16 protein-coding genes are annotated in these 18,115 nt (G+C 73.3%); 4 read left to right on the forward strand and 12 right to left on the reverse strand.

Going from position 1 to position 18,115, the window contains the following annotated elements:
• Positions 1–20 precede the first annotated feature (20 nt).
• On the reverse strand, positions 21–1,661 hold the full coding sequence (locus ACZ3IG_RS09235) for an ABC-F family ATP-binding cassette domain-containing protein (protein ID WP_467430362.1): 1,641 nt from the start codon (positions 1,659–1,661) through the stop codon (positions 21–23).
• A 36-nt stretch (positions 1,662–1,697) separates the two neighbouring features.
• Positions 1,698–2,732 carry an oxidoreductase gene (locus tag ACZ3IG_RS09240; RefSeq protein ID WP_467430363.1) on the reverse strand — a complete coding sequence of 345 codons (1,035 nt, stop codon included), beginning with the start codon at positions 2,730–2,732 and terminating at the stop codon, positions 1,698–1,700.
• A gap of 65 nt (positions 2,733–2,797) precedes the next feature.
• Here ACZ3IG_RS09240 and ACZ3IG_RS09245 point away from each other — a divergent pair, with 65 nt between their 5' ends.
• Positions 2,798–3,751: an FAD-dependent oxidoreductase gene (locus ACZ3IG_RS09245; protein WP_467430364.1), complete on the forward strand. Its 954-nt coding sequence runs from the start codon at positions 2,798–2,800 to the stop codon at positions 3,749–3,751.
• Positions 3,752–3,998: 247 nt separating this feature from the next.
• Here ACZ3IG_RS09245 and ACZ3IG_RS09250 read toward each other — a convergent pair whose 3' ends face one another.
• Both ACZ3IG_RS09250 and ACZ3IG_RS09255 read right to left on the reverse strand, forming a co-directional pair.
• On the reverse strand, positions 3,999–5,678 hold the full coding sequence (locus tag ACZ3IG_RS09250; RefSeq protein WP_467430572.1) for a BCCT family transporter: 1,680 nt from the start codon (positions 5,676–5,678) through the stop codon (positions 3,999–4,001).
• A 182-nt stretch (positions 5,679–5,860) separates the two neighbouring features.
• Positions 5,861–6,259 carry a VOC family protein gene (locus tag ACZ3IG_RS09255; RefSeq protein WP_467430367.1) on the reverse strand — a complete coding sequence of 133 codons (399 nt, stop codon included), beginning with the start codon at positions 6,257–6,259 and terminating at the stop codon, positions 5,861–5,863.
• Positions 6,260–6,361: 102 nt separating this feature from the next.
• Between ACZ3IG_RS09255 and ACZ3IG_RS09260 the strand changes: the two genes are divergently transcribed.
• Positions 6,362–7,375 carry a helix-turn-helix transcriptional regulator gene (locus tag ACZ3IG_RS09260; protein ID WP_467430368.1) on the forward strand — a complete coding sequence of 338 codons (1,014 nt, stop codon included), beginning with the start codon at positions 6,362–6,364 and terminating at the stop codon, positions 7,373–7,375.
• A 24-nt stretch (positions 7,376–7,399) separates the two neighbouring features.
• Here the strand turns inward: ACZ3IG_RS09260 and ACZ3IG_RS09265 are convergent, their stop codons facing one another.
• Positions 7,400–8,890: an amino acid permease gene (locus ACZ3IG_RS09265; protein WP_467430369.1), complete on the reverse strand. Its 1,491-nt coding sequence runs from the start codon at positions 8,888–8,890 to the stop codon at positions 7,400–7,402.
• A gap of 265 nt (positions 8,891–9,155) precedes the next feature.
• On the opposite strand from ACZ3IG_RS09265, the gene ACZ3IG_RS09270 reads away from it, so the two are divergent.
• Positions 9,156–9,938 (forward strand): MerR family transcriptional regulator, encoded by a 783-nt coding sequence (locus ACZ3IG_RS09270; RefSeq protein WP_467430370.1) that lies wholly within the window; start codon positions 9,156–9,158, stop codon positions 9,936–9,938.
• A gap of 88 nt (positions 9,939–10,026) precedes the next feature.
• Here the strand turns inward: ACZ3IG_RS09270 and ACZ3IG_RS09275 are convergent, their stop codons facing one another.
• From ACZ3IG_RS09275 to ACZ3IG_RS09300, 6 genes are all read right to left on the reverse strand, one after another.
• A complete protein-coding gene (locus ACZ3IG_RS09275; RefSeq protein ID WP_467430371.1) occupies positions 10,027–12,204 on the reverse strand; it encodes a 3-hydroxyacyl-CoA dehydrogenase NAD-binding domain-containing protein in 2,178 nt (725 codons plus the stop codon).
• Between the two features lie 142 nt (positions 12,205–12,346).
• On the reverse strand, positions 12,347–13,561 hold the full coding sequence (locus tag ACZ3IG_RS09280; protein ID WP_467430372.1) for an acetyl-CoA C-acetyltransferase: 1,215 nt from the start codon (positions 13,559–13,561) through the stop codon (positions 12,347–12,349).
• Positions 13,558–14,721: a CaiB/BaiF CoA transferase family protein gene (locus ACZ3IG_RS09285; RefSeq protein ID WP_467430374.1), complete on the reverse strand. Its 1,164-nt coding sequence runs from the start codon at positions 14,719–14,721 to the stop codon at positions 13,558–13,560. The genes ACZ3IG_RS09280 and ACZ3IG_RS09285 overlap by 4 nt, the downstream gene beginning before the upstream one ends.
• Positions 14,722–15,014: 293 nt before the next feature.
• Entirely contained in the window at positions 15,015–15,272 is a 258-nt protein-coding gene (gene mmpA, locus ACZ3IG_RS09290) for a morphogenic membrane protein MmpA (RefSeq protein ID WP_467430375.1), read from the reverse strand.
• 68 nt (positions 15,273–15,340) lie between these two features.
• The gene (locus tag ACZ3IG_RS09295; RefSeq protein ID WP_467430376.1) at positions 15,341–16,036 is read right to left on the reverse strand and encodes an endonuclease V; all 696 of its coding nucleotides are present in this window, start codon (positions 16,034–16,036) and stop codon (positions 15,341–15,343) included.
• Between the two features lie 54 nt (positions 16,037–16,090).
• On the reverse strand, positions 16,091–16,450 hold the full coding sequence (locus tag ACZ3IG_RS09300) for a plasmid stabilization protein (protein WP_467430377.1): 360 nt from the start codon (positions 16,448–16,450) through the stop codon (positions 16,091–16,093).
• A 317-nt stretch (positions 16,451–16,767) separates the two neighbouring features.
• On the opposite strand from ACZ3IG_RS09300, the gene ssgD reads away from it, so the two are divergent.
• A complete protein-coding gene (gene ssgD, locus ACZ3IG_RS09305) occupies positions 16,768–17,184 on the forward strand; it encodes a spore wall synthesis regulator SsgD (RefSeq protein WP_467430378.1) in 417 nt (138 codons plus the stop codon).
• A 22-nt stretch (positions 17,185–17,206) separates the two neighbouring features.
• On the opposite strand, the gene ACZ3IG_RS09310 is transcribed toward ssgD, so the two are convergent.
• Positions 17,207–17,839: a GOLPH3/VPS74 family protein gene (locus ACZ3IG_RS09310; protein ID WP_467430380.1), complete on the reverse strand. Its 633-nt coding sequence runs from the start codon at positions 17,837–17,839 to the stop codon at positions 17,207–17,209.
• Positions 17,840–18,115 lie beyond the last annotated feature (276 nt).

Here is an 18,115-nt window from a genome sequence, read left to right on the forward strand (position 1 = left end):
GGCGGCGGGGTGACAGGTCCTCAGCGTTCCGTCACCTTGCCGTCCGCCACCTCCAGGCGGCGGGTCACCCGCAGGGCGTCCAGCATGCGGCGGTCGTGGGTGACCAGGAGCAGGGTGCCCTCGTAGGCGTCGAGGGCCGACTCCAGCTGTTCGATGGCCGGCAGGTCGAGGTGGTTCGTGGGCTCGTCCAGGACCAGCAGGTTGACGCCCTTGCCCTGGAGCAGGGCGAGGGCGGCCCGGGTGCGCTCGCCCGGGGAGAGGGTGGCCGCCGGGCGCAGCACGTGGTCCGCCTTGAGGCCGAACTTGGCCAGCAGGGTGCGCAGCTCGGCCGGTTCGGTCTCCGGGACGGCCGCGTGGAAGGCGTCGAGCAGCGGCTCGGGGCCGTGGAACAGCTTCCGGGCCTGGTCGACCTCGCCGAGCAGGACGCCCGAGCCGAGGGCCGCGTGCCCGGCGGTCAGCGGGACGCGGCCCAGCAGGGCGCCGAGCAGCGTGGACTTGCCCGCGCCGTTGGCGCCGGTCACCGCGACCCGGTCGGCCCAGTCGATCTGGAGGGTGACCGGGCCCAGGGTGAAGGGGCCGCGCCGCACCTCGGCGTCGCGGAGCGCGGCGACGACCGCGCCGGAGCGCGGGGCCGCCGCGATCTCCATGCGCAGCTCCCACTCCTTGCGGGGTTCCTCGACGACCTCCAGACGCTCGATCATGCGCTGGGTCTGGCGGGCCTTGGCGGCCTGCTTCTCGCTGGCCTCGCTGCGGAACTTGCGGCCGATCTTGTCGTTGTCGCTGCCCGCCTTGCGCCGGGCGTTCTTGACGCCCTTGTCCATCCAGGAGCGCTGCGTCTGCGCCCGGTCCTGGAGCGCGGCCCGCTTGTCGGCGTACTCCTCGTACTCGTCGCGGGCGTGCCGACGGGCCACCTCGCGCTCCTCCAGGTAGGCGTCGTAGCCGCCGCCGTAGAGGTTGATCCGCTGCTGGGCGAGGTCGAGTTCGAGGACCTTGGTGACGGTGCGGGCGAGGAACTCGCGGTCGTGGCTGACGACGACGGTGCCGGCGCGCAGGCCGGAGACGAAGCGTTCGAGGCGTTCCAGGCCGTCCAGGTCGAGGTCGTTGGTCGGCTCGTCGAGCAGGAAGAGGTCGTAGCGGGAGAGCAGGAGGGAGGCGAGGCCGGCGCGGGCGGCCTGGCCGCCGGAGAGGGAGGTCATCGGCTGGTCGAGGTCCACGGCCAGGCCCAGGGTGCCGGCCACCTCCTCGGCGCGGTCGTCGAGGTCGGCGCCGCCGAGGGCCAGCCAGCGTTCCAGGCTGGTGGCGTAGGCGTCGTCGGCGCCGGGTGCGCCGTCGACCAGGCCCTGGGTCGCCTCGTCCATGGTCCGCTGGGCCTCGGTGACGCCGGTGCGCCGGGCCAGGAAGGCGCGTACCGTCTCCCCCGGTCTGCGCTCGGGTTCCTGTGGGAGGTGGCCGACGGTGGCGCTGGGCGGGGACAGGCGCAGCTCGCCCTGTTCGGGGGCGGTGAGGCCGGCGAGCATCCGCAGCAGCGTGGACTTGCCGGCACCGTTGGGCCCGACGAGGCCGATCACGTCGCCGGGGGCGACGACGAGGTCGAGCCCGGTGAACAGGGAGCGGTCGCCGTGGCCGGCGGCGAGGTTCTTGGCGACGAGGGTGGCAGTCATCAGGGCGCCGATTTTAGCGGCCGGTGCGGGGCGGACTCAGCCGGGTTTCCCGTGCGTCACCGCCGCCACCAGCACGCTTTCCGATGCCCGGGCCACGAGGCAGGAGCGGCCCTTGACCGCCGCGGCGTCCAGGGCGACGCGGTGGGCACCGGGCTCCAGGACGCCGTCGAAGGCCTCGCGGGTGTGGGTGCGGCGCAGCCGGTCCAGACGGTACGCGGTGAGGCGCACCCGGCAGGGCGAGGTGACCTCGATGTCCGCCGCCTCGCCGGTCGCGGTGAGGCGGGTCAGCCGGCGCCGTTCGGCGGGGGTGCGGTCGAGGGCGTGTTCGATCTGGGCGACCAGGACGGGGACGATCGGGGCGAGGCCGTCGACGCAGGCGACGTCGGCGCCGGCCTCGGTGAACGCCGCGCGGACGGCGGCGCGGTCCTGCTCGGGCACCGCGGCGCCGAAGGCGACGGCCCCGTACTCGCGCAGTTCCCCGGCAAAGGCGCCCGCCAGGTCGGGGGTGATGTCGGCGCCGATGTCGATGGTGCGCAGGGCCGCGGCGAGCTTGGCCAGGACGGCGACCCGGGCGCCGATCAGCAGAACGCGGCGGCGCGGCGTGCCGGGGCCTCGCCGGAGCAGGGCGGAGAGCGCCGCGCGGTACTCGGCGCCGGGGAAGCGGAACGGGCCGATGCCCTGGTAGCCGTTGAGCCGGAGGTCGGCGTGCGGGCCGGTCTGCCAGGCGAAGTCCTGCCAGACGTAGTCGTCGCCGTCCCGCCGGATCACGGCGGTGACCGCGCCGCACGCCAGGTCCTCGCACTCGGGGCAGCCGTAGATGATGTACCGGCCGCCGGGCAGCGGTGGTTCGGCCTCCAGCAACAGGCCGCGGACCTGTGCGGTGAAGAGGGCGGGCGGGACGTCGGAGGCGAGCGGGGAGACGGCGTCGAGGTCGCTGAGGCGGAACAGCAGCGGCCGGCCGTCGACGATGAAGTCGAGGAAGTCGCGGTGGACCTGGTACGCACCCCCGGCGAGGACTCCCCCGGTCCGGGTGGCGGGGGCCAGGCCGAAGGTCGTGTACTCGGCAGACATGCGGTGAGTATTCCCGCTGCCGCGGCGTTGTGCGCATGGCCGGCGGGTTCCGCTACCGTCCGCCTGTGGAAGCCGAACGGGATGGCGAAGTGGTCGTGGTGGGCGGCGGCGTGATCGGGCTGACGACCGCCGTCGTCCTGGCCGAGCGCGGCAGCCGGGTACGGGTGTGGACCCGGGAGCCCCTGGAGCGGACCACCTCGGCGGTGGCGGGGGCGCTGTGGTGGCCGTACCGGATCGCGCCGGCCGCGGCGGCGCGCGCGTGGGCGCTGCGCTCCCTGGACGTGTACGAGGAGTTGGCGGCCCGTCCGGAGCGGACCGGCGTACGGATGGCCGAAGGGGTGCTGGGCGAGACGGAGCGGCACGAGGTCGACGGGTGGGCGGCCGAGCGGCTGCCGGGGCTGCGGGCGGCGACGGCCGGCGAGTACCGGGGCTCCGGGCTGTGGGCCCGGCTGCCGCTCATCGACATGTCGGTTCATCTGCCCTGGCTGCGCGAGCGGTTGCTGGCGGCGGGCGGTTCGGTCCAGACGCGGGCGGTGACCGGGCTGCGGGAGACCGGGGCGCCGGTGGTGGTCAACTGCGCGGGTCTGGGGGCCCGGACGCTGGTGCCGGATCCGTCGGTGCGGCCGGTGCGCGGGCAGTTGGTCGTCGTCGAGAACCCGGGCATCCGCACCTGGGCGGTGTCCACCGATCCGGAGTCCGGGGAGATGGCGTACTTCTTCCCGCACGCGGGGCGGCTGGTGCTGGGCGGTACGGCGGAGGAGGACGCCTGGTCGGCGGAGCCGGACCCGGCGGTGGCGGCCGCGATCGTCCGGCGGTGCGCGGCACTGCGGCCGGAGATCGCCGGGGCGCGGGTCCTGGAACACCGGGTGGGGCTGCGGCCCGCCCGGGACGCGGTACGGCTGGAGCGCGAGGTCCTGCCGGACGGGCGGCTCCTGGTGCACAACTACGGCCACGGCGGCGCGGGCGTCACCGTGGCCTGGGGGTGCGCGCGGGAGGCGGCGGAGCTGGCGGGCCGCTGATCGGCGGCGGCCGATGGCCTGACTGCCGCGTGCCGGGCACGGGACGGGCGGGGCCGGTACGACCGCCCCGAGCGGGCGGGCGGCCGCCCGCCCGTCACCGCCGGAGTCCGGGCCCGGAACGGCAGGGGCGGTACCGGCGTACGGCTACGGTGGGCGCGGTACCGGCCGTGCGGCCGGGGCCCCGCGTGCCGTCGGCGCGGGTGCCCAGGGCCGCCGGGTCCCCCGGGTCCGGCGGGTACGCCCGGTGTCAGTGGTGCCTGCCGATGGGGTCGCCCTCGGTCTCCGGACCGCGGCCCGGACCCACCCTGATCTCGAACTCGCCGTCGTACCTGCGGTGGCCCTCGACGACGGCCATCTCCACGGCCTCCGAGCCCATCTCGCCGCGCACGATGAGCGGGTCCCGGCGCAGGTCGCGCATGAGGGCCACGCACATGAAGATCATCACGATGACGAACGGGGCCGCCGCGAGGATCGTGAGGTTCTGCAGGCCGGTCAGCGCGTCGCCCTGCCCGCTGCCCACCAGGAGCATGATCGCGGCCACGGCCCCCGTGACCACGCCCCAGAAGATGACCACCAGACGGCTCGGTTCGAGCGCGCCCCGCTGCGACAGGGTGCCCATCACGACCGACGCCGCGTCGGCGCCCGAGACGAAGAAGATGCCGACCAGGACCATCACCAGCAGGCTGGTGACCGTGGCGACGGGGTACTCCTGGAGGACGGCGAAGAGCTGGCCCTCAGGCGTGGCCTCCTCCCCCAGCCGGCCCTGCTCCTGGAGCTTCATCGACGAACCGCCGAAGATCGCGAACCAGACCAGGCTGACCGTGCTGGGCACGAGGATGACGCCGCCGACGAACTGCCGGATCGTCCGGCCCCGGCTGATCCGGGCGATGAACATGCCGACGAACGGCGTCCAGGAGATCCACCACGCCCAGTAGAAGACGGTCCAGCTCGCCAGCCAGTCGGCGACGCCCTCGCCGCCGGATGCCTCGGTGCGGGCGGCGAGTCCGGGCAGGTCGCCGAGGTAGGAGAAGACCGAGGTGGGCAGCAGGTCCAGCACTATCACGGTGGGGCCCGCGACGAACACGAACAGGGCGAGGATCACCGCCAGCACCATGTTGATGTTGGACAGCCACTGGATGCCCTTCTCCACACCCGAGACGGCGGACGCCACGAACGCCACCGTCAGCACCGCGATGATGGTGACCAGCAGCGCCGTGCTCACCTCGTCCAGCCAGTCCAGCTCCCGTACACCGGAGCCGATCTGCAGCGCGCCGAGCCCCAGCGAGGCCGCGGAGCCGAAGACGGTCGCGACGATGGCGAGGACGTCGATGACCCGGCCCAGGCCGCCGTTGGCGTTCTTCTCGCCGATGAGCGGGGTGAACACGGCACTGATGGTCTGCCGACGGCGCCGGCGGAAGGTGCTGTACGCGATGCCGAGCCCGACCACCGCGTAGATCGCCCACGGATGGAGCGTCCAGTGGAAGAGGGTGGTCGCCATGGCCGTCTCCATGCGTTCGCCGGAGTCGGCCGGGTCGGTGCCCGGCGGGGACGTCGTGTAGTGCGAGAGCGGTTCGCTGACGCCGTAGAACATCAGGCCGATGCCCATGCCGGCGCTGAACATCATCGCGACCCAGGACACCGTGCGGAACTCGGGGGCCTCGCCCTCGACGCCGAGGTGGATGCGGCCGTAGCGGCTGATCGCGATCCAGAGGGCGAAGACGACGAAGCCCGAGGCCGCCAGTACGAACGCCCAGCCGCCGTTGTGCATCAGCCCGCCGAGCATCGCGCTGGAGGCGTCCTCCAGCGAGTCGGTGGCGACGGCGCCCCACACCACGAAGGCGAGGGTCAGGGCCGCCGTGACACCGAACACGACGCGGTCGGTACGGGGCCTGTCCTGGCCGGGCAGGCCCGCTTCCGACCCCGGCAGTGAGCCCTTCGGGTGGAGCTCCTTGTCGTGGGGCGGGTCCTGGTGCGGGTCGTGGCCGTGTGGGTCATGCGTCACAAGCGGCACCTTTCGCCGAGCGGATGGGGAAAGGGATGTTCCCCGAGTCCGCGGCCACCACACTTGACGTGGCCCTCATCCGCTCGGCGGGCCGTGCCGGGCCGGTGTCAGCGGCCGAACCGCTCCCTGGCGGCCGGGGTGACGGGGGTGAAGAAGTTGACCAGGTTGCCGTCGGGATCGCGGAACAGCAGCGCGCGGTTGCCCCAGGGCATCGTGGTCGGCTCGTTGACGAAGTCCTCCACGGTGCCGGCGAGGTTCTCGTGCACGGCGTCCACGTCGTCGACGAGGAATTCGAGGATCACGCTGCGGTTGGCGGCCGGGTCCGCGGAGCCGGGGGCGAACAGCGGGACCGTGCGGGTGCTGCCGATGGCGAGGGTGCCGGAGCCGGTGCGCACTTCGGCGAAGTCGTCGTTCGCCCAGTCGGCGGTGGTGCCGGTGACCTTCTCGTAGAAGGCGACGAGGCGGGCGACGTCGTCCGTGATGACGCGGACGGAGACGAAGTTCATGGGGGTCTCTCCTGGATCTTCTGGCCGTGCGGTGTTTCCGCGCCCCACGCTAGGAGGAATACCGGGCGGAACCCGCCCGGTATCCGAGAGAGACTGTCCGGCATGCCCCGCCCGCTCGCCCGTGTGCTCGCCCTGCTGGAACTGCTGCAGTCGGGCGGTGTCCGTACCGTCGGCGAACTCGCCGGCCGGCTGGAGGTCGACGAGCGCACCGTGCGACGCTACGTCGGCCACCTCCTCGACCTCGACGTGCCGGTGGAGTCGGTGCGGGGCCGCTACGGCGGCTACCGGCTCGCCCCCGGGTACCGGATGCCGCCGCTGATGCTGACCGACGAGGAGGCGCTCGCCGTACTGCTGGGGCTGGTCGCGGGCCGGCGGACCGGACTGGCCACGGCCACCGCCACGGCGAGCGAGACGGCGGCGGCCAAGATCCGGCGCGTGCTGCCTCAGCGGACACGGCTGCGGCTCGACGCGCTGCTCGGCTCCCTCGCCTTCACCGCACCGCCCGGCGAGGCGGCGCCCCCGGACGCCACGGTGCTGCTCTCGATCGCCGACGCGGTCGGCCACCACCGGCCGGTCGCGGTCCGCTACACCTCCGGCGGCGGCCGGAGCGGCGAGCGCACGCTGCACCCGAACGGGCTGGTCGTCCACTCGGGGAAGCTGTACGTGACGGCCACGGAGCCCGCGACCGGCGAGGAGCGGACGTTCCGGCTGGACCGGATGAGCGGGGTGCGGGTGCTGCCCGGATCGTTCACGCCGCCCGCCGGGCTGCCCGGTCCCGCGCAGCGCCTGCTCACCGGGTTCGCCACGGCGCCGTACCGGCACGAGGTGTCCCTGCGCATCCAGGGCACGGCGGAGCGGATCCGCACCCGGCTGCCGCCCGGTGTGGCGGTGGTGACGGAACTGCCACTCACGGACGGCACGGACGGCGCGGACGGCGCGGCTCCGGAGGCCGGGCGCTGGTGCCGGGCGGAGCTGCGCGTGGAGCGGCTCGACTGGCTGCCCGGCGTACTGGCCTGCCTGGACCTGCCGTTCGTCGTCGAACGCCCGGACGCGCTGCGCGGCCTGGTGGAGGACCTCGCGCGCCGCCTCGGGGAGTCGGCGCGGCGTGACCCGTGAGCCGGGCGGCGGCTCACGGCCGCGCTACTGCTGCGACTGCTGCGACTGCTGCGACTGCTGCGACTGCTGCGACAGCTGAGCGGTCTCGCCGACCCGGCGGCGGACGCCGAACCAGCCGGCCACCAGCATCACCGCGATGACCGGGACGAGGAGGAGGGTCCTGCGGCCGACCTCCTCGTCGTTCCACATCATCCCCAGGCAGGCCAGCAGGAAGACGATCGTGGCGATCTCCGTGACAGGGCTGCCGGGCAGCCGGAAGTGCGGGCGGGTGAGGCTGCCCTCCTTCGCCCGCCGGACGAAGACCAGGTGGCAGAGCATGATGATCACCCAGGTGCTGATGATGCCCAGGGAGGCCACGTTCAGCACGATCTCGAAGGCCTGGGACGGCACCAGGTAGTTCAGGCCGACGCCGAGCACGCAGACCGCGCAGGTCAGCAGGATGCCGCCGTAGGGCACCTGGGTGCGGCTCATCACGCCGGTGAACTTCGGCGCGGAGCCGGACATCGCCATGGAGCGCAGGATGCGGCCGGTGGAGTAGAGGCCGGAGTTCAGCGACGACATCGCGGCGGTGAGGACGACCAGGTTCATGACGTCGCCGGCGGCCGGGACGCCGACCTTGGACAGCACGGTCACGAAGGGGCTCTCGGCGCCGGAGTAGAGCGAGCCGGGCAGCAGCAGGGCCAGCAGGACGACGGAGCCGACGTAGAACAGGGCGACCCGCCACATGATCGAGTTCACCGCGCGCGGGACGACCTTGTGCGGCTCGGCGGTCTCGCCGGCGGCGACGCCGACCAGTTCCAGGGCGGCGTACGCGAAGATCACGCCCTGCATGACCAGGATCACCGGCATCACGCCGTGCGGGAGGAAGCCGCCGTGGTCGGTGATGACTCCGGTGCCCGGGGTGTAGCCGCCCACCTCGTGCTGGGTGGCGAGCAGGAAGATGCCGACCAGCATGAAGGCGACGAGGGTGGCGACCTTGACGATCGCGAACCAGAACTCCATCTCGCCGAAGATCTTCACCGAGATCAGGTTCACGGCCAGCACCACCGCGAGGGCGATCAGCGCGAGCACCCACTGCGGGATGCTGGTGAACGCGCTCCAGTAGTGCGTGTACAGGGCGATCGCCGTGATGTCGGCGATCCCGGTCGTCGACCAGTTCAGGAAGTACATCCAGCCGGCGACGTAGGCGCCCTTCTCGCCGAGGAACTCGCGCGCGTACGACACGAACGAGCCGGACGAGGGCCGGTGCAGCACCAGCTCGCCGAGGGCCCGGACGACGAAGAAGGCGAAGACTCCGCAGACCAGGTAGGCCACGGCCAGTGCCGGTCCGGCGTCGTGCAGGCGCCCGCCGGCGCCGAGGAAGAGGCCGGTGCCGATCGCGCCGCCGATGGCGATCATGTTGATGTGGCGGGCCTTGAGGTCCTTGCTGTAGCCGGCGTCGCCCGCGTCCGCGGGCGCCTGGGCCACCTGGGGATCGTCAGCGGCCTGTGCCGTGTCCACGGCGTCCTTGCTCACGGGTGGTTCCACTCTCTGGTGCGCCCGGGTGTGGTGCGCCCGGGACGTCCGTACGTGACACGGCCCGCACGCCCTTGTCGGGGTACAGGCCAGAACAGCACTTTCCCACGTCACGGGGGTCTCATGCGGTGGCTCTTGTCACAGCGCGTGACTTCTCACATGATCCGCTCCGGGTGTCCACACGTCCGGACTGGGCCGCGGGAGCTTCCACGCGAGGTTCCGCGGGAGGTTTCACAGTAGTGGTGAGACAGCGATACTGCTGCACATGACGACCGACACCGAAGAGCCGCGGGGACGTGCCGGAGGCGACGAGGCGGACGGGGAGCCGGTCCTCACGGTCGACGAGCTGGCCGCGCGGGCGGGGGTCACGGTGCGCACGGTTCGGTTCTACGGCACCCGGGGCCTGCTGCCACCACCGGTGATCGGTCCCCGGCGGGTGGGGCGTTACGGCCGGGAGCACCTGGAACGGCTGGAGCTGATCGAGGAGCTGCAGCGGCAGGGCATGACGCTGGCGGCCATCGAGCGCTATCTGGAGCGGCTGCCGCCGGACGTCAGCGCCCGGGACCTGGCCGTGCACCGGGCGGTGGTGTCCGCCTGGGCGCCGGACGCCGTGGAGACGGTCGGCCGGGAGGAGCTGGTGCGGCGGGCCGGGCGGGCACTGGCGGACGACGCCGTCGAGCGGCTGGCGGCGATGGGCGTGATCCGGCCCGCCGGCGGTGACGGCTATCACGTCGACCTCGCGCTGTTCCGGCTCGGGGTGCGCCTGCTGGACATGCCGTTGTCGCGGGAGTCCCTCGTCGCCGCGCGCGAGGTGCTGCTCGGTCACTCCCGGCAGGCGGCCCGTGAGCTGTCGGAGCTGCTGCGCGGGGAGACGGCGCGGCGGGACGCGCGGGACGTGCGGTCGCTCTCCGCGGACATGCAGCCCCTGGTGGTGCAGGCGCTGCTGACGGCCTTCCAGCGGTCGCTGAAGGAGGAGCTGGGCGTGTGGCTCGACCGGGGTTCCCCGGGCGGTGAGGCCGACCGGTCTTTCCCGGACGGTGAGGCGTAGGGGGGCGCGCCGCACGAGCAGGAACGACGGTCGGCCGGCGGGGCGCCCGCCGGCCGACCGTCGTTCCTGCTCGTGGCCGTGGTCTGTTTCAGTGCTCGTCGGTGAAGACCTCGCCCTTCTCCGCCTTCTCCACCAGCAGCGCGGGCGGCGTGAAGCGGTCGCCGTAGCGGTCGGCCAGTTCACGGGCGCGGGCCACGAAGCCGGGCAGTCCTCCGTCGTAGCCGTTGATGTACTGGAGGACGCCGCCGGTCCAGCCGGGGAAGCCGATGCCGAAGATCGAGCCGATGTTGGCGTCGGCGACGGAGGTCAGTACGCCTTCCTCCAGGAGCCGGACCGTGTCCAGCGCCTCGGAGAAGAGCATGCGTTCCCGCATGTCCCGGAAGGGGATCTCGTGACCGGGCCTGGTGAAGTGCTCCCGCAGGCCCGGCCACAGCCTGCCGCGCCTGCCGTCCTCGCCGTACTCGTAGAAGCCGGCGCCGCCGCTGCGGCCGGTCCGGCCGAACTCGTCCACCATCCGGTCGACGACCGCCTCGGCGGGGTGCGGCGTCCAGGTGCCGCCGGCCTCCTCCACGGCCCGCCGGGTCTCCTGGCGGATCTTGCGGGGCAGGGTGAGCGTCAGCTCGTCCATCAGGGAGAGCACCTTGGCCGGGTAGCCGGCCTGGGCGGCGGCCTGCTCGACGGAGGCGGGCTCGATGCCCTCGCCGACCATGGCGACGCCCTCGTTGATGAAGTGGCCGATCACCCGGGAGGTGAAGAAGCCGCGGCTGTCGTTGACGACGATCGGCGTCTTCTTGATCTGCCGGACCAGGTCGAAGGCGCGGGCCAGGGCCTCGTCGCCGGTCCGCTCGCCCTTGATGATCTCCACCAGCGGCATCTTGTCGACGGGCGAGAAGAAGTGCAGCCCGATGAAGTCGGCCTGGCGCTCGACGCCCTCGGCGAGGGCGGTGATGGGGAGCGTGGAGGTGTTGGAGCAGAGCAGGGCGTCCGGCGCGACGACGTTCTCGATCTCCTGGAACACCTTGTGCTTCAGTGACGTGTCCTCGAAGACCGCCTCGATCACCGCGTCGCAGCCGGCGAGGTCGGCGGCCTCGGCGGTGGGGGTGATGCGGGCCAGCAGCGCGTCGGCCTTCTCCTGGCTGGTGCGGCCCTTGGCGACCGCCTTGGCGCACAGTTTCTCGGAGTAGCCCTTGCCCTTGAGGGCGGCTTCCAGGGACACGTCCTTCAGGACGACGTCGATGCCCGCGCGGGCGCACGCGTAGGCGATGCCCGCGCCCATCATCCCGGCGCCGAGCACGGCGGCCTTGCGGACCTGGCGGGGCTCGACGCCGCGCGGGCGGTTGGCGCCGGAGTTGACGGCCTGGAGGTCGAAGAAGAACGCCTGGATCATGTTCTTCGAGGTCTGTCCGGCGGCCAGCTCCACGAAGTAGCGGGCCTCGACGACCTGGGCGGTCTCGAAGTCGACCTGGGCACCCTCGACGGCGGCGGCCATGATGGCGCGCGGCGCCGGGTAGGGAGCGCCGTTCGTCTGCTTGCGCAGGTTGGCCGGGAAGGCGGGCAGGTTGGCGGCGAACTTGGGATTGCTGGGGGTGCCGCCCGGGATGCGGTAGCCGGGCAGGTCCCAGGGCTGGGCGGACTCGGGGTGGGCGTCGATGAAGGCGCGGGCCTTGGCGAGCAGGTCGTCGGCGGTGTCGGCGATCTCGTGGACCAGGCCGTTGTCCGCCGCGCGGCGCGGGTCGTACTGGGTGCCCTGGAGCAGCACCTTCAGCAGCGCGTCGGTGATGCCGAGGAGACGGACGGTACGGACGACGCCGCCGCCTCCCGGGAGCAGGCCGAGGGTGACCTCGGGCAGGCCGATCTTGGAGCCGGGGGCGTCCAGGGCGACGCGGTGGTGGCAGGCGAGGGCGATCTCGTAGCCGCCGCCGAGGGCGGCGCCGTTGATGGCGGCGACGACGGGCTTGCCGAGGGTCTCGATGCGCCGCAGGTCCCGCTTGACGGCGAGGCTCGCCTCGAAGGACTCCTGGGCGCTGTCCGGGGTGACGCGGATCAGGTCGCGCAGGTCGCCGCCGGCGAAGAAGGTCTTCTTCGCGGAGGTGACGATGACGCCGCGGACGGTGTCCTTCTCGGCCTCCAGGCGGTCGGCGACCGTGGCGAGGGAGGCGCGGAACGCCTGGTTCATGGTGTTCGCGGACTGGTTCGGGTCGTCCAGGACGAGGGTGACGACGCCGGTGCGGTCCTGTTCCCAGCGGATGGTGGATTCGGTGCTCATGCGGGGGTGCTCCTGGAGATCCGTCGTTGATCCGTCGTTGCTGCGTCGTTGATCCGTCATTGAGCCGTCATTGAGCCGTCGTGACCGGTCATTGATCCGTCGCGACCGGTCATTGATCGGTCATTGATCGGTCACGACGGGGTCAGACGCGCTCGACGACGGTGGCGATGCCCATGCCGCCGCCCACGCACAGGGTGGCGAGGCCGTACCGCTTGTCCTGGCGCTCCAGTTCGTCGACCAGGGTGCCGAGGATGATCGCGCCGGTGGCGCCCAGCGGGTGGCCGAGCGCGATCGCGCCGCCGTTGACGTTGACCTTGTCCAGGGACAGGCCCATGTCCTTCACGAATCGCAGCACGACCGCCGCGAACGCCTCGTTGATCTCGACCAGGTCGATGTCGTCGATGGTCAGCCCGGCCTTGGCGAGCGCCTTGCGGGTGGCGGGGGCGGGCCCGGTGAGCATGATCGTGGGTTCGGAGCCGGAGACGGCGGCGGAGACGATCCGCGCGCGCGGGGTGAGCCCGTAGCGGTCGCCGACCTCCCGGGAGCCGATGGCGACCAGGGAGGCGCCGTCCACGATGCCGGACGAGTTGCCCGCGTGGTGGACGTGGTCGATCGTCTCCACCCAGTGGTACTTCTGCAGCGCGACGGCGTCGAAACCGCCCAGTTCGCCGATGTCCGCGAAGGACGGCTTGAGCTTCGCGAGGGAGTCGGCGGTGGTGCCGGGCCGCAGGTGCTCGTCGTGGTCGAGGACGGTCAGGCCACCGCGGTCCCGCACGGGCACGACGGACCGCTCGAAGCGGCCCTCCTTCCACGCCGTGGCCGCCCGCTCCTGGGAGAGTGCCGCGTACTCGTCGACGTCCCGCCGGGAGAAGCCCTCGATGGTGGCGATCAGGTCGGCGCCGATGCCCTGCGGCACGAAGCCGGTGGCGAGGTTGGTCATCGGGTCGTTGAACCAGGCCCCGCCGTCCGAGGCCATCGGCACCCGGGACATCGACTCGACACCGCCCGCCAGGACCAGGTCCTCCCAGCCCGAACGCACCTTGGCGGCGGCCATGTTGACGGCCTCCAGACCCGAGGCACAGAAGCGGTTCTCCTGCACGCCGGCCACCGTGTCCGGCAGCCCGGCGGCGACGGCGGCGATCCGCGCGATGTCGGAACCCTGGTCACCGACCGGACCGACCACGCCGAGCACGATGTCGTCGACGGCGGCCGGGGCGAGGCCCGGGAAGCGGGAGCGGATCTCGTGGATGAGCCCGACGACCAGGTCGACGGGCTTGGTGCCGTGCAGGGCACCGCCTGCCTTGCCGCGCCCGCGCGGGGTGCGGATCGCGTCGTACACATACGCTTCGGTGGTCACTGGTCGGCCTTTCGGTGAGGGCGGTGAGAGGGCTCGGGGCGCGGTCCGGGCAGGTCCCAGTCGCGGGCCACGGCCTCGGCGCCGGCGCCCGGCCGGGCGGGGCCGGTGCGGACGGCGGTGGGGGTCGCGGAGAAGCGGGGCGCCGGGGCGGGCTGGGTGAGGCCGCCGTGGTCGGTGAAGGTGGCGCGGGCGGCGAGGTGCGGGTCGTGCGGGGCCTCGCGCAGGGAGAGTACCGGGGCCACGCAGGCGTCGGAGTCCGCGAAGACGGCCGTCCACTCGCTCTGGGTACGGGTGCGGAAGCGGGCGGCGATCGCCGCCCGCAGTCCGTCCCAGCGGGCGAGGTCGTCGCGGGCCGGGGCCCGCTCGGGGATGCCGAGGAGCGTCATGAACTCGTCGTAGAACCGCCGTTCCAGGGCACCGACCGCCATGTACCGGCCGTCGGACGTCTCGTAGGTGCCGTAGAAGGGGCAGCCGCCGTCGAGGAGGTTGGCGCCGCGCCGGTCCTGCCAGGTGCCGGCGGCGAGCATGCCGTGGATCATCGCGGTCAGGTGGGCGGTGCCGTCCACGATGGCCGCGTCCACCACCTGTCCGGCGCCGGTGGCGCGGGCGTGGTGCAGGGCGGCCAGGACGCCGACGACCAGGTAGAGGGCGCCGCCCGCGTAGTCGCCGAGCAGGTTGGCGGGGGCGGCCGGCGGGGCGTCCGGGGCGCCGGTCAGGCCGAGGGCTCCGGTGAGGGCGATGTACCCGATGTCGTGGCCGGCCCGCCGGGCGAGGGGGCCGTCCTGGCCCCAGCCGGTCATCCGGCCGTAGACCAGGCGCGGGTTGCGGGCGTGGCAGGGCTCGGGGCCGACCCCGAGGCGCTCGGCGACGCCGGGGCGGTAGCCCTCGATCAGCACGTCGGCGCGGGCGGCGAGGGCGAGGACGCGGGCGGGGCCCTCGGGGTCCTTCAGGTCGACGACGACCGACCGCTTGTTGCGCCGGGTGACGTCGTACGCCGGGTCGATCGCGAGTCCGGGGCCGCCCGGGCGGTCGACCTGGACGACGTCGGCGCCCAGGTCGGCCAGGAGCATCCCGGCGAACGGGCCGGGGCCGATCCCGGCCAGCTCGACCACGCGCACGCCGGTGAGCGGACCGTGCGAGGGCGTCGTCGCCGTGGTCATCGGGTCCCCACTCTGTGACAGCAACGGTGTAACACCATCGATGCTAGGAACGGGCTCCGGCCCGCACAAGGGCCCTGCGCGCCGGATCTGAGCAAGCGCTTGGCCCAGCTTCGCCCGTCCACGCCTCTCACGCTAGCCCCGGCCACCGACAGCGGCGCGCGCTGCGCGACCGACGGGACGCGGCCGGGGAGCGCCGGCCGGGTGACACCGGGCGCCGGACGCCGCGCACGAGGGACACGCGCCACGAGGGACGTTCGTCAGGAGGACCGTAGAACCCTACGCACAAGGCCCCGTCACAGGACCCACCCGCCGATGGTCCACACCATCCCGCTCGTCCAGGCCAGCCCCGCCACCGCCGCGAGCGCCATCCCCGCCTTCACCGACCGCCCGACGGGCCGCCCGACGGGCCGCCCATCGAATCGGTCGCCGAATCCGCCGCCGAATCCGCCGCCGAATCGGCCGTCGCGTCGGCCGTCGCGTCGGCCATCGGATCGCTCGACGTACCGGCCGGGCCGGGCAAGGGACTTCTGGGCTCGCTGCGGGTTCGTCATGCGGCCCAGCCTGCCCGGGGCCACCCGGCCGGCACATCCGTACGGATACTCAGGTACCCACCCGCGCCTCAGGCCGGACAGCCGGCCTCCCGCAGCGCCCGCCGGCACAACGCGTCCGCCCTGCGGGTGGTCTCCGGGAGGCGGTAGGCGGGGCTGAGCGCCAGGGCGTGCGCGCAGGCGTTGTCCAGGCCGACGCGGTGCCCGACGGAGACGTAGACCGGCTTCACGCCGTCCCGGGTGCGCAGGGCGCGGCCGACCTCCTCGCCGTCCGCGAGCAGCGGGGACGTACTGCCGCGCGGCGTGTCCGGACCGTCGTGGGTGAAGGCGAACGGGTTCTTGGCGACGCCGATCGTGGGCAGGCCGGTGAGGACGCCCAGGTGACAGGCGAGGCCGAAGCGGCGCGGGTGGGCGAGGCCGTAGCCGTCGCAGACCACCAGGCCGGGCCGGCCGGGCAGGGCGTCGAGCGCGGCCAGGACGGCGGGGAGTTCGCGGAAGGCGAGCAGGCCGGGCACGTACGGGAAGGAGACCCGCCCGACGGCCGTGGCCTCGGCGACGACGGTGAGGGTCGCCGCGTCCAGGACGACGGCCGCCGCCGCGACGAGGTCGCGGGCGTCGTCGTAGGCGACGTCGACCCCGGCGACACGGCCCGTGCCGGGCGGCGGGCCGGGTTCGTCGAGCACCAGGCGGGCGCGCAGCCGTTCCTGGACCGCGCGGGCCTGCTCCTCGGTCGCGGGCCAGCCCTCGGGAATCGGTACGGTCGTCATGGTGACCACGAGCCTACGAGGGGCGGGGCACCCGCCACGCACCGGGCCGCCGGGTCACTTGCCCAGCGCGCGCCGCAGCTCACCCTTGTTCATGTTCGAACGTCCGTGCACGTCACGGCGCTTGGCCTCCTGGTACAGCTGGTCGTAGGTGGGCTCCTGGGAGCCCTGCCCGGACCGCTGCCCGCCACGCTTGCCCGAGGACGTGCCCTTGTCCGGGGAGGAACCCTTGGACGAGGAGGTGCCTTTGGACGACGTACGGCTCGCGGTCTTGGACTCGCCGGAGCGGGCGCGTTCCTTGTTCACCGTCCGGGACGCCATCTCCTTGGCCCGGCCTTCGCCCGCGCCGCGCTTCTCGGCGCTCTCCTTGATGTGCTCGTACTGCCGCTCCCGTTTGGGGCTCGATCCGCGTGGCATGTCCGGTCACGTCCTTTCACTTCAGCGAACGGATACTCACGTTACGGACAAACCCGGCACCCCGCGCGGTGTCCGCCGGCCCGGTACGGCAGACGGGGTCAACGGCGGGTGAGGACGGTGCCGTTCGGCCACCCGAGGAGAGCCGCGTCACTCGTCATCACTCCTGTGAATGAAGGCGGTGACAGAGGTCACTCTCCTCCAGTGCACGGAGCGGCGCGTTCCGGCGTCTCATTCAATGCCCGCCTCATCCACGAGCCCGCCCGTCCGTCAGCCCGTCCGCCAGCCCGTCCGTCCAGCCGTCCCGAGGGAGCAAGGCGTTGTCCATCGTCATCGAGCAGCCCGTCGAGGCGCGCCTCGTCGCCGCCGCGCCCCGTATGCCGAGCATTCCCGCGAAGCTCCGCTACGACCGTCGAGACCCGTTCGCCGTCCGCATGACCTTCCCGGCCCCGGCCACGCTGGAGGGTGTGGACGTCTGCTGGACCTTCTCCCGTGAGCTGCTCCTGGCGGGCATGCGGGAGCCCGAGGGCCACGGCGACGTCCGGGTGCGGCCGTACGGCTACGACCGCACCGTCCTGGAGTTCCACGCCCCCGAGGGCACCGCCGTGATCCACGTCCGTTCGGGTGAGCTGCGCCGGTTCCTGGCGGCGACGAGCGAGCTGGTGCCCCTCGGTCTGGAGCACCTCCAGCTCGACCTGGACCACGACCTGGCGGAGCTGATGCGCGGCACCCGCTGACGGGCTCACGGCGGGGGCGGGCTCAGCCGGCCGCCGGCGCCGGGGCCCCTGCGGTGGCCGCGCCCACCGCCGCGCACAGCTCCCGCATGATCCACGGGACACCGGGCACCCCCGCGCCCCGGGCGGCCAGCGCCTCGCCCCGGGCGCCGTCCGCGGGCCGGCCCACCCCGCGGACCCGCGCCGCGGCGGCCAGGACGGCGACGGCCGCGTCCTGGACCGGGACCGCGGCGACCGGCACCGGGCCGCGCAGGACGTGCCGGGTCCGCTCCCGGAGCGCGTCCACGAGGGCGGGGCTGGCCAGGGCGTACGACACGGACGGGAAGACGCCGAGCACCCGCCGCTTCTCGGCGCGCAGGCACCGCTCGGCGACCAGTTGCTCCCGTACGGCGTCATAGGTGATCCGGGCCCGCAGCCGCACCCAGGTCCGCCAGTCGTGCGGCAGGGACTCACGGACGAGGTCGAGGAGCCCGTCCAGGACGGGGTCACCGGTGCGGGAGTCCAGGTCGACGGGGGTGGCGATGCCGTCGTCGTCGACGAGCAGGCCGCGCCGGACGAGTTCGGCGAGGGCGCCGGCCCGCACCAGGCGGTGCGGTGGCGCGGCGTCCCCCGCCAGCAGGCACAGACGGGCGGGCAGCGAGAGCGAGCCGTGGGGCACGGGTGTCTCCTTCGGGGCGGGCGGTGCGACCTCGGCGGGAATTCGGTTGACACCCCACCCGGCCGGTTCTTACGGTGGACGGGTCTTGTCGTCGTCGATCGGAGTAGGACGTTGCTCGTCTGAGGTCCTGAGACACCGCGTCACACCGCTCAGGTGTGTGCGCCGTGTGCGACCTCGGCATCCGAGCCGTCCCCGACGAGCAGGGCTCCCCTCACCTCCAGGACCCTCCTCTCCCCCGGCCCGGCCCCTCGGCCCGGCCGGTCGACGACGGTCTCC

The organism is Streptomyces sp. NPDC016677, from assembly GCF_055562815.1.

Coding starts and splice junctions, on each gene's coding strand:
- ACZ3IG_RS09235 (WP_467430362.1), bottom strand. CDS start 1,661: ATGACTGCCACCCTCGTCGCCAAGAACCTCGCCGCCGGCCACGGCGAC.
- ACZ3IG_RS09240 (WP_467430363.1), bottom strand. CDS start 2,732: ATGTCTGCCGAGTACACGACCTTCGGCCTGGCCCCCGCCACCCGGACC.
- ACZ3IG_RS09255 (WP_467430367.1), bottom strand. CDS start 6,259: ATGAACTTCGTCTCCGTCCGCGTCATCACGGACGACGTCGCCCGCCTC.
- ACZ3IG_RS09260 (WP_467430368.1), top strand. CDS start 6,362: ATGCCCCGCCCGCTCGCCCGTGTGCTCGCCCTGCTGGAACTGCTGCAG.
- ACZ3IG_RS09270 (WP_467430370.1), top strand. CDS start 9,156: ATGACGACCGACACCGAAGAGCCGCGGGGACGTGCCGGAGGCGACGAG.
- ACZ3IG_RS09275 (WP_467430371.1), bottom strand. CDS start 12,204: ATGAGCACCGAATCCACCATCCGCTGGGAACAGGACCGCACCGGCGTC.
- ACZ3IG_RS09285 (WP_467430374.1), bottom strand. CDS start 14,721: ATGACCACGGCGACGACGCCCTCGCACGGTCCGCTCACCGGCGTGCGC.
- mmpA (WP_467430375.1), bottom strand. CDS start 15,272: ATGACGAACCCGCAGCGAGCCCAGAAGTCCCTTGCCCGGCCCGGCCGG.
- ACZ3IG_RS09295 (WP_467430376.1), bottom strand. CDS start 16,036: ATGACGACCGTACCGATTCCCGAGGGCTGGCCCGCGACCGAGGAGCAG.
- ACZ3IG_RS09300 (WP_467430377.1), bottom strand. CDS start 16,450: ATGCCACGCGGATCGAGCCCCAAACGGGAGCGGCAGTACGAGCACATC.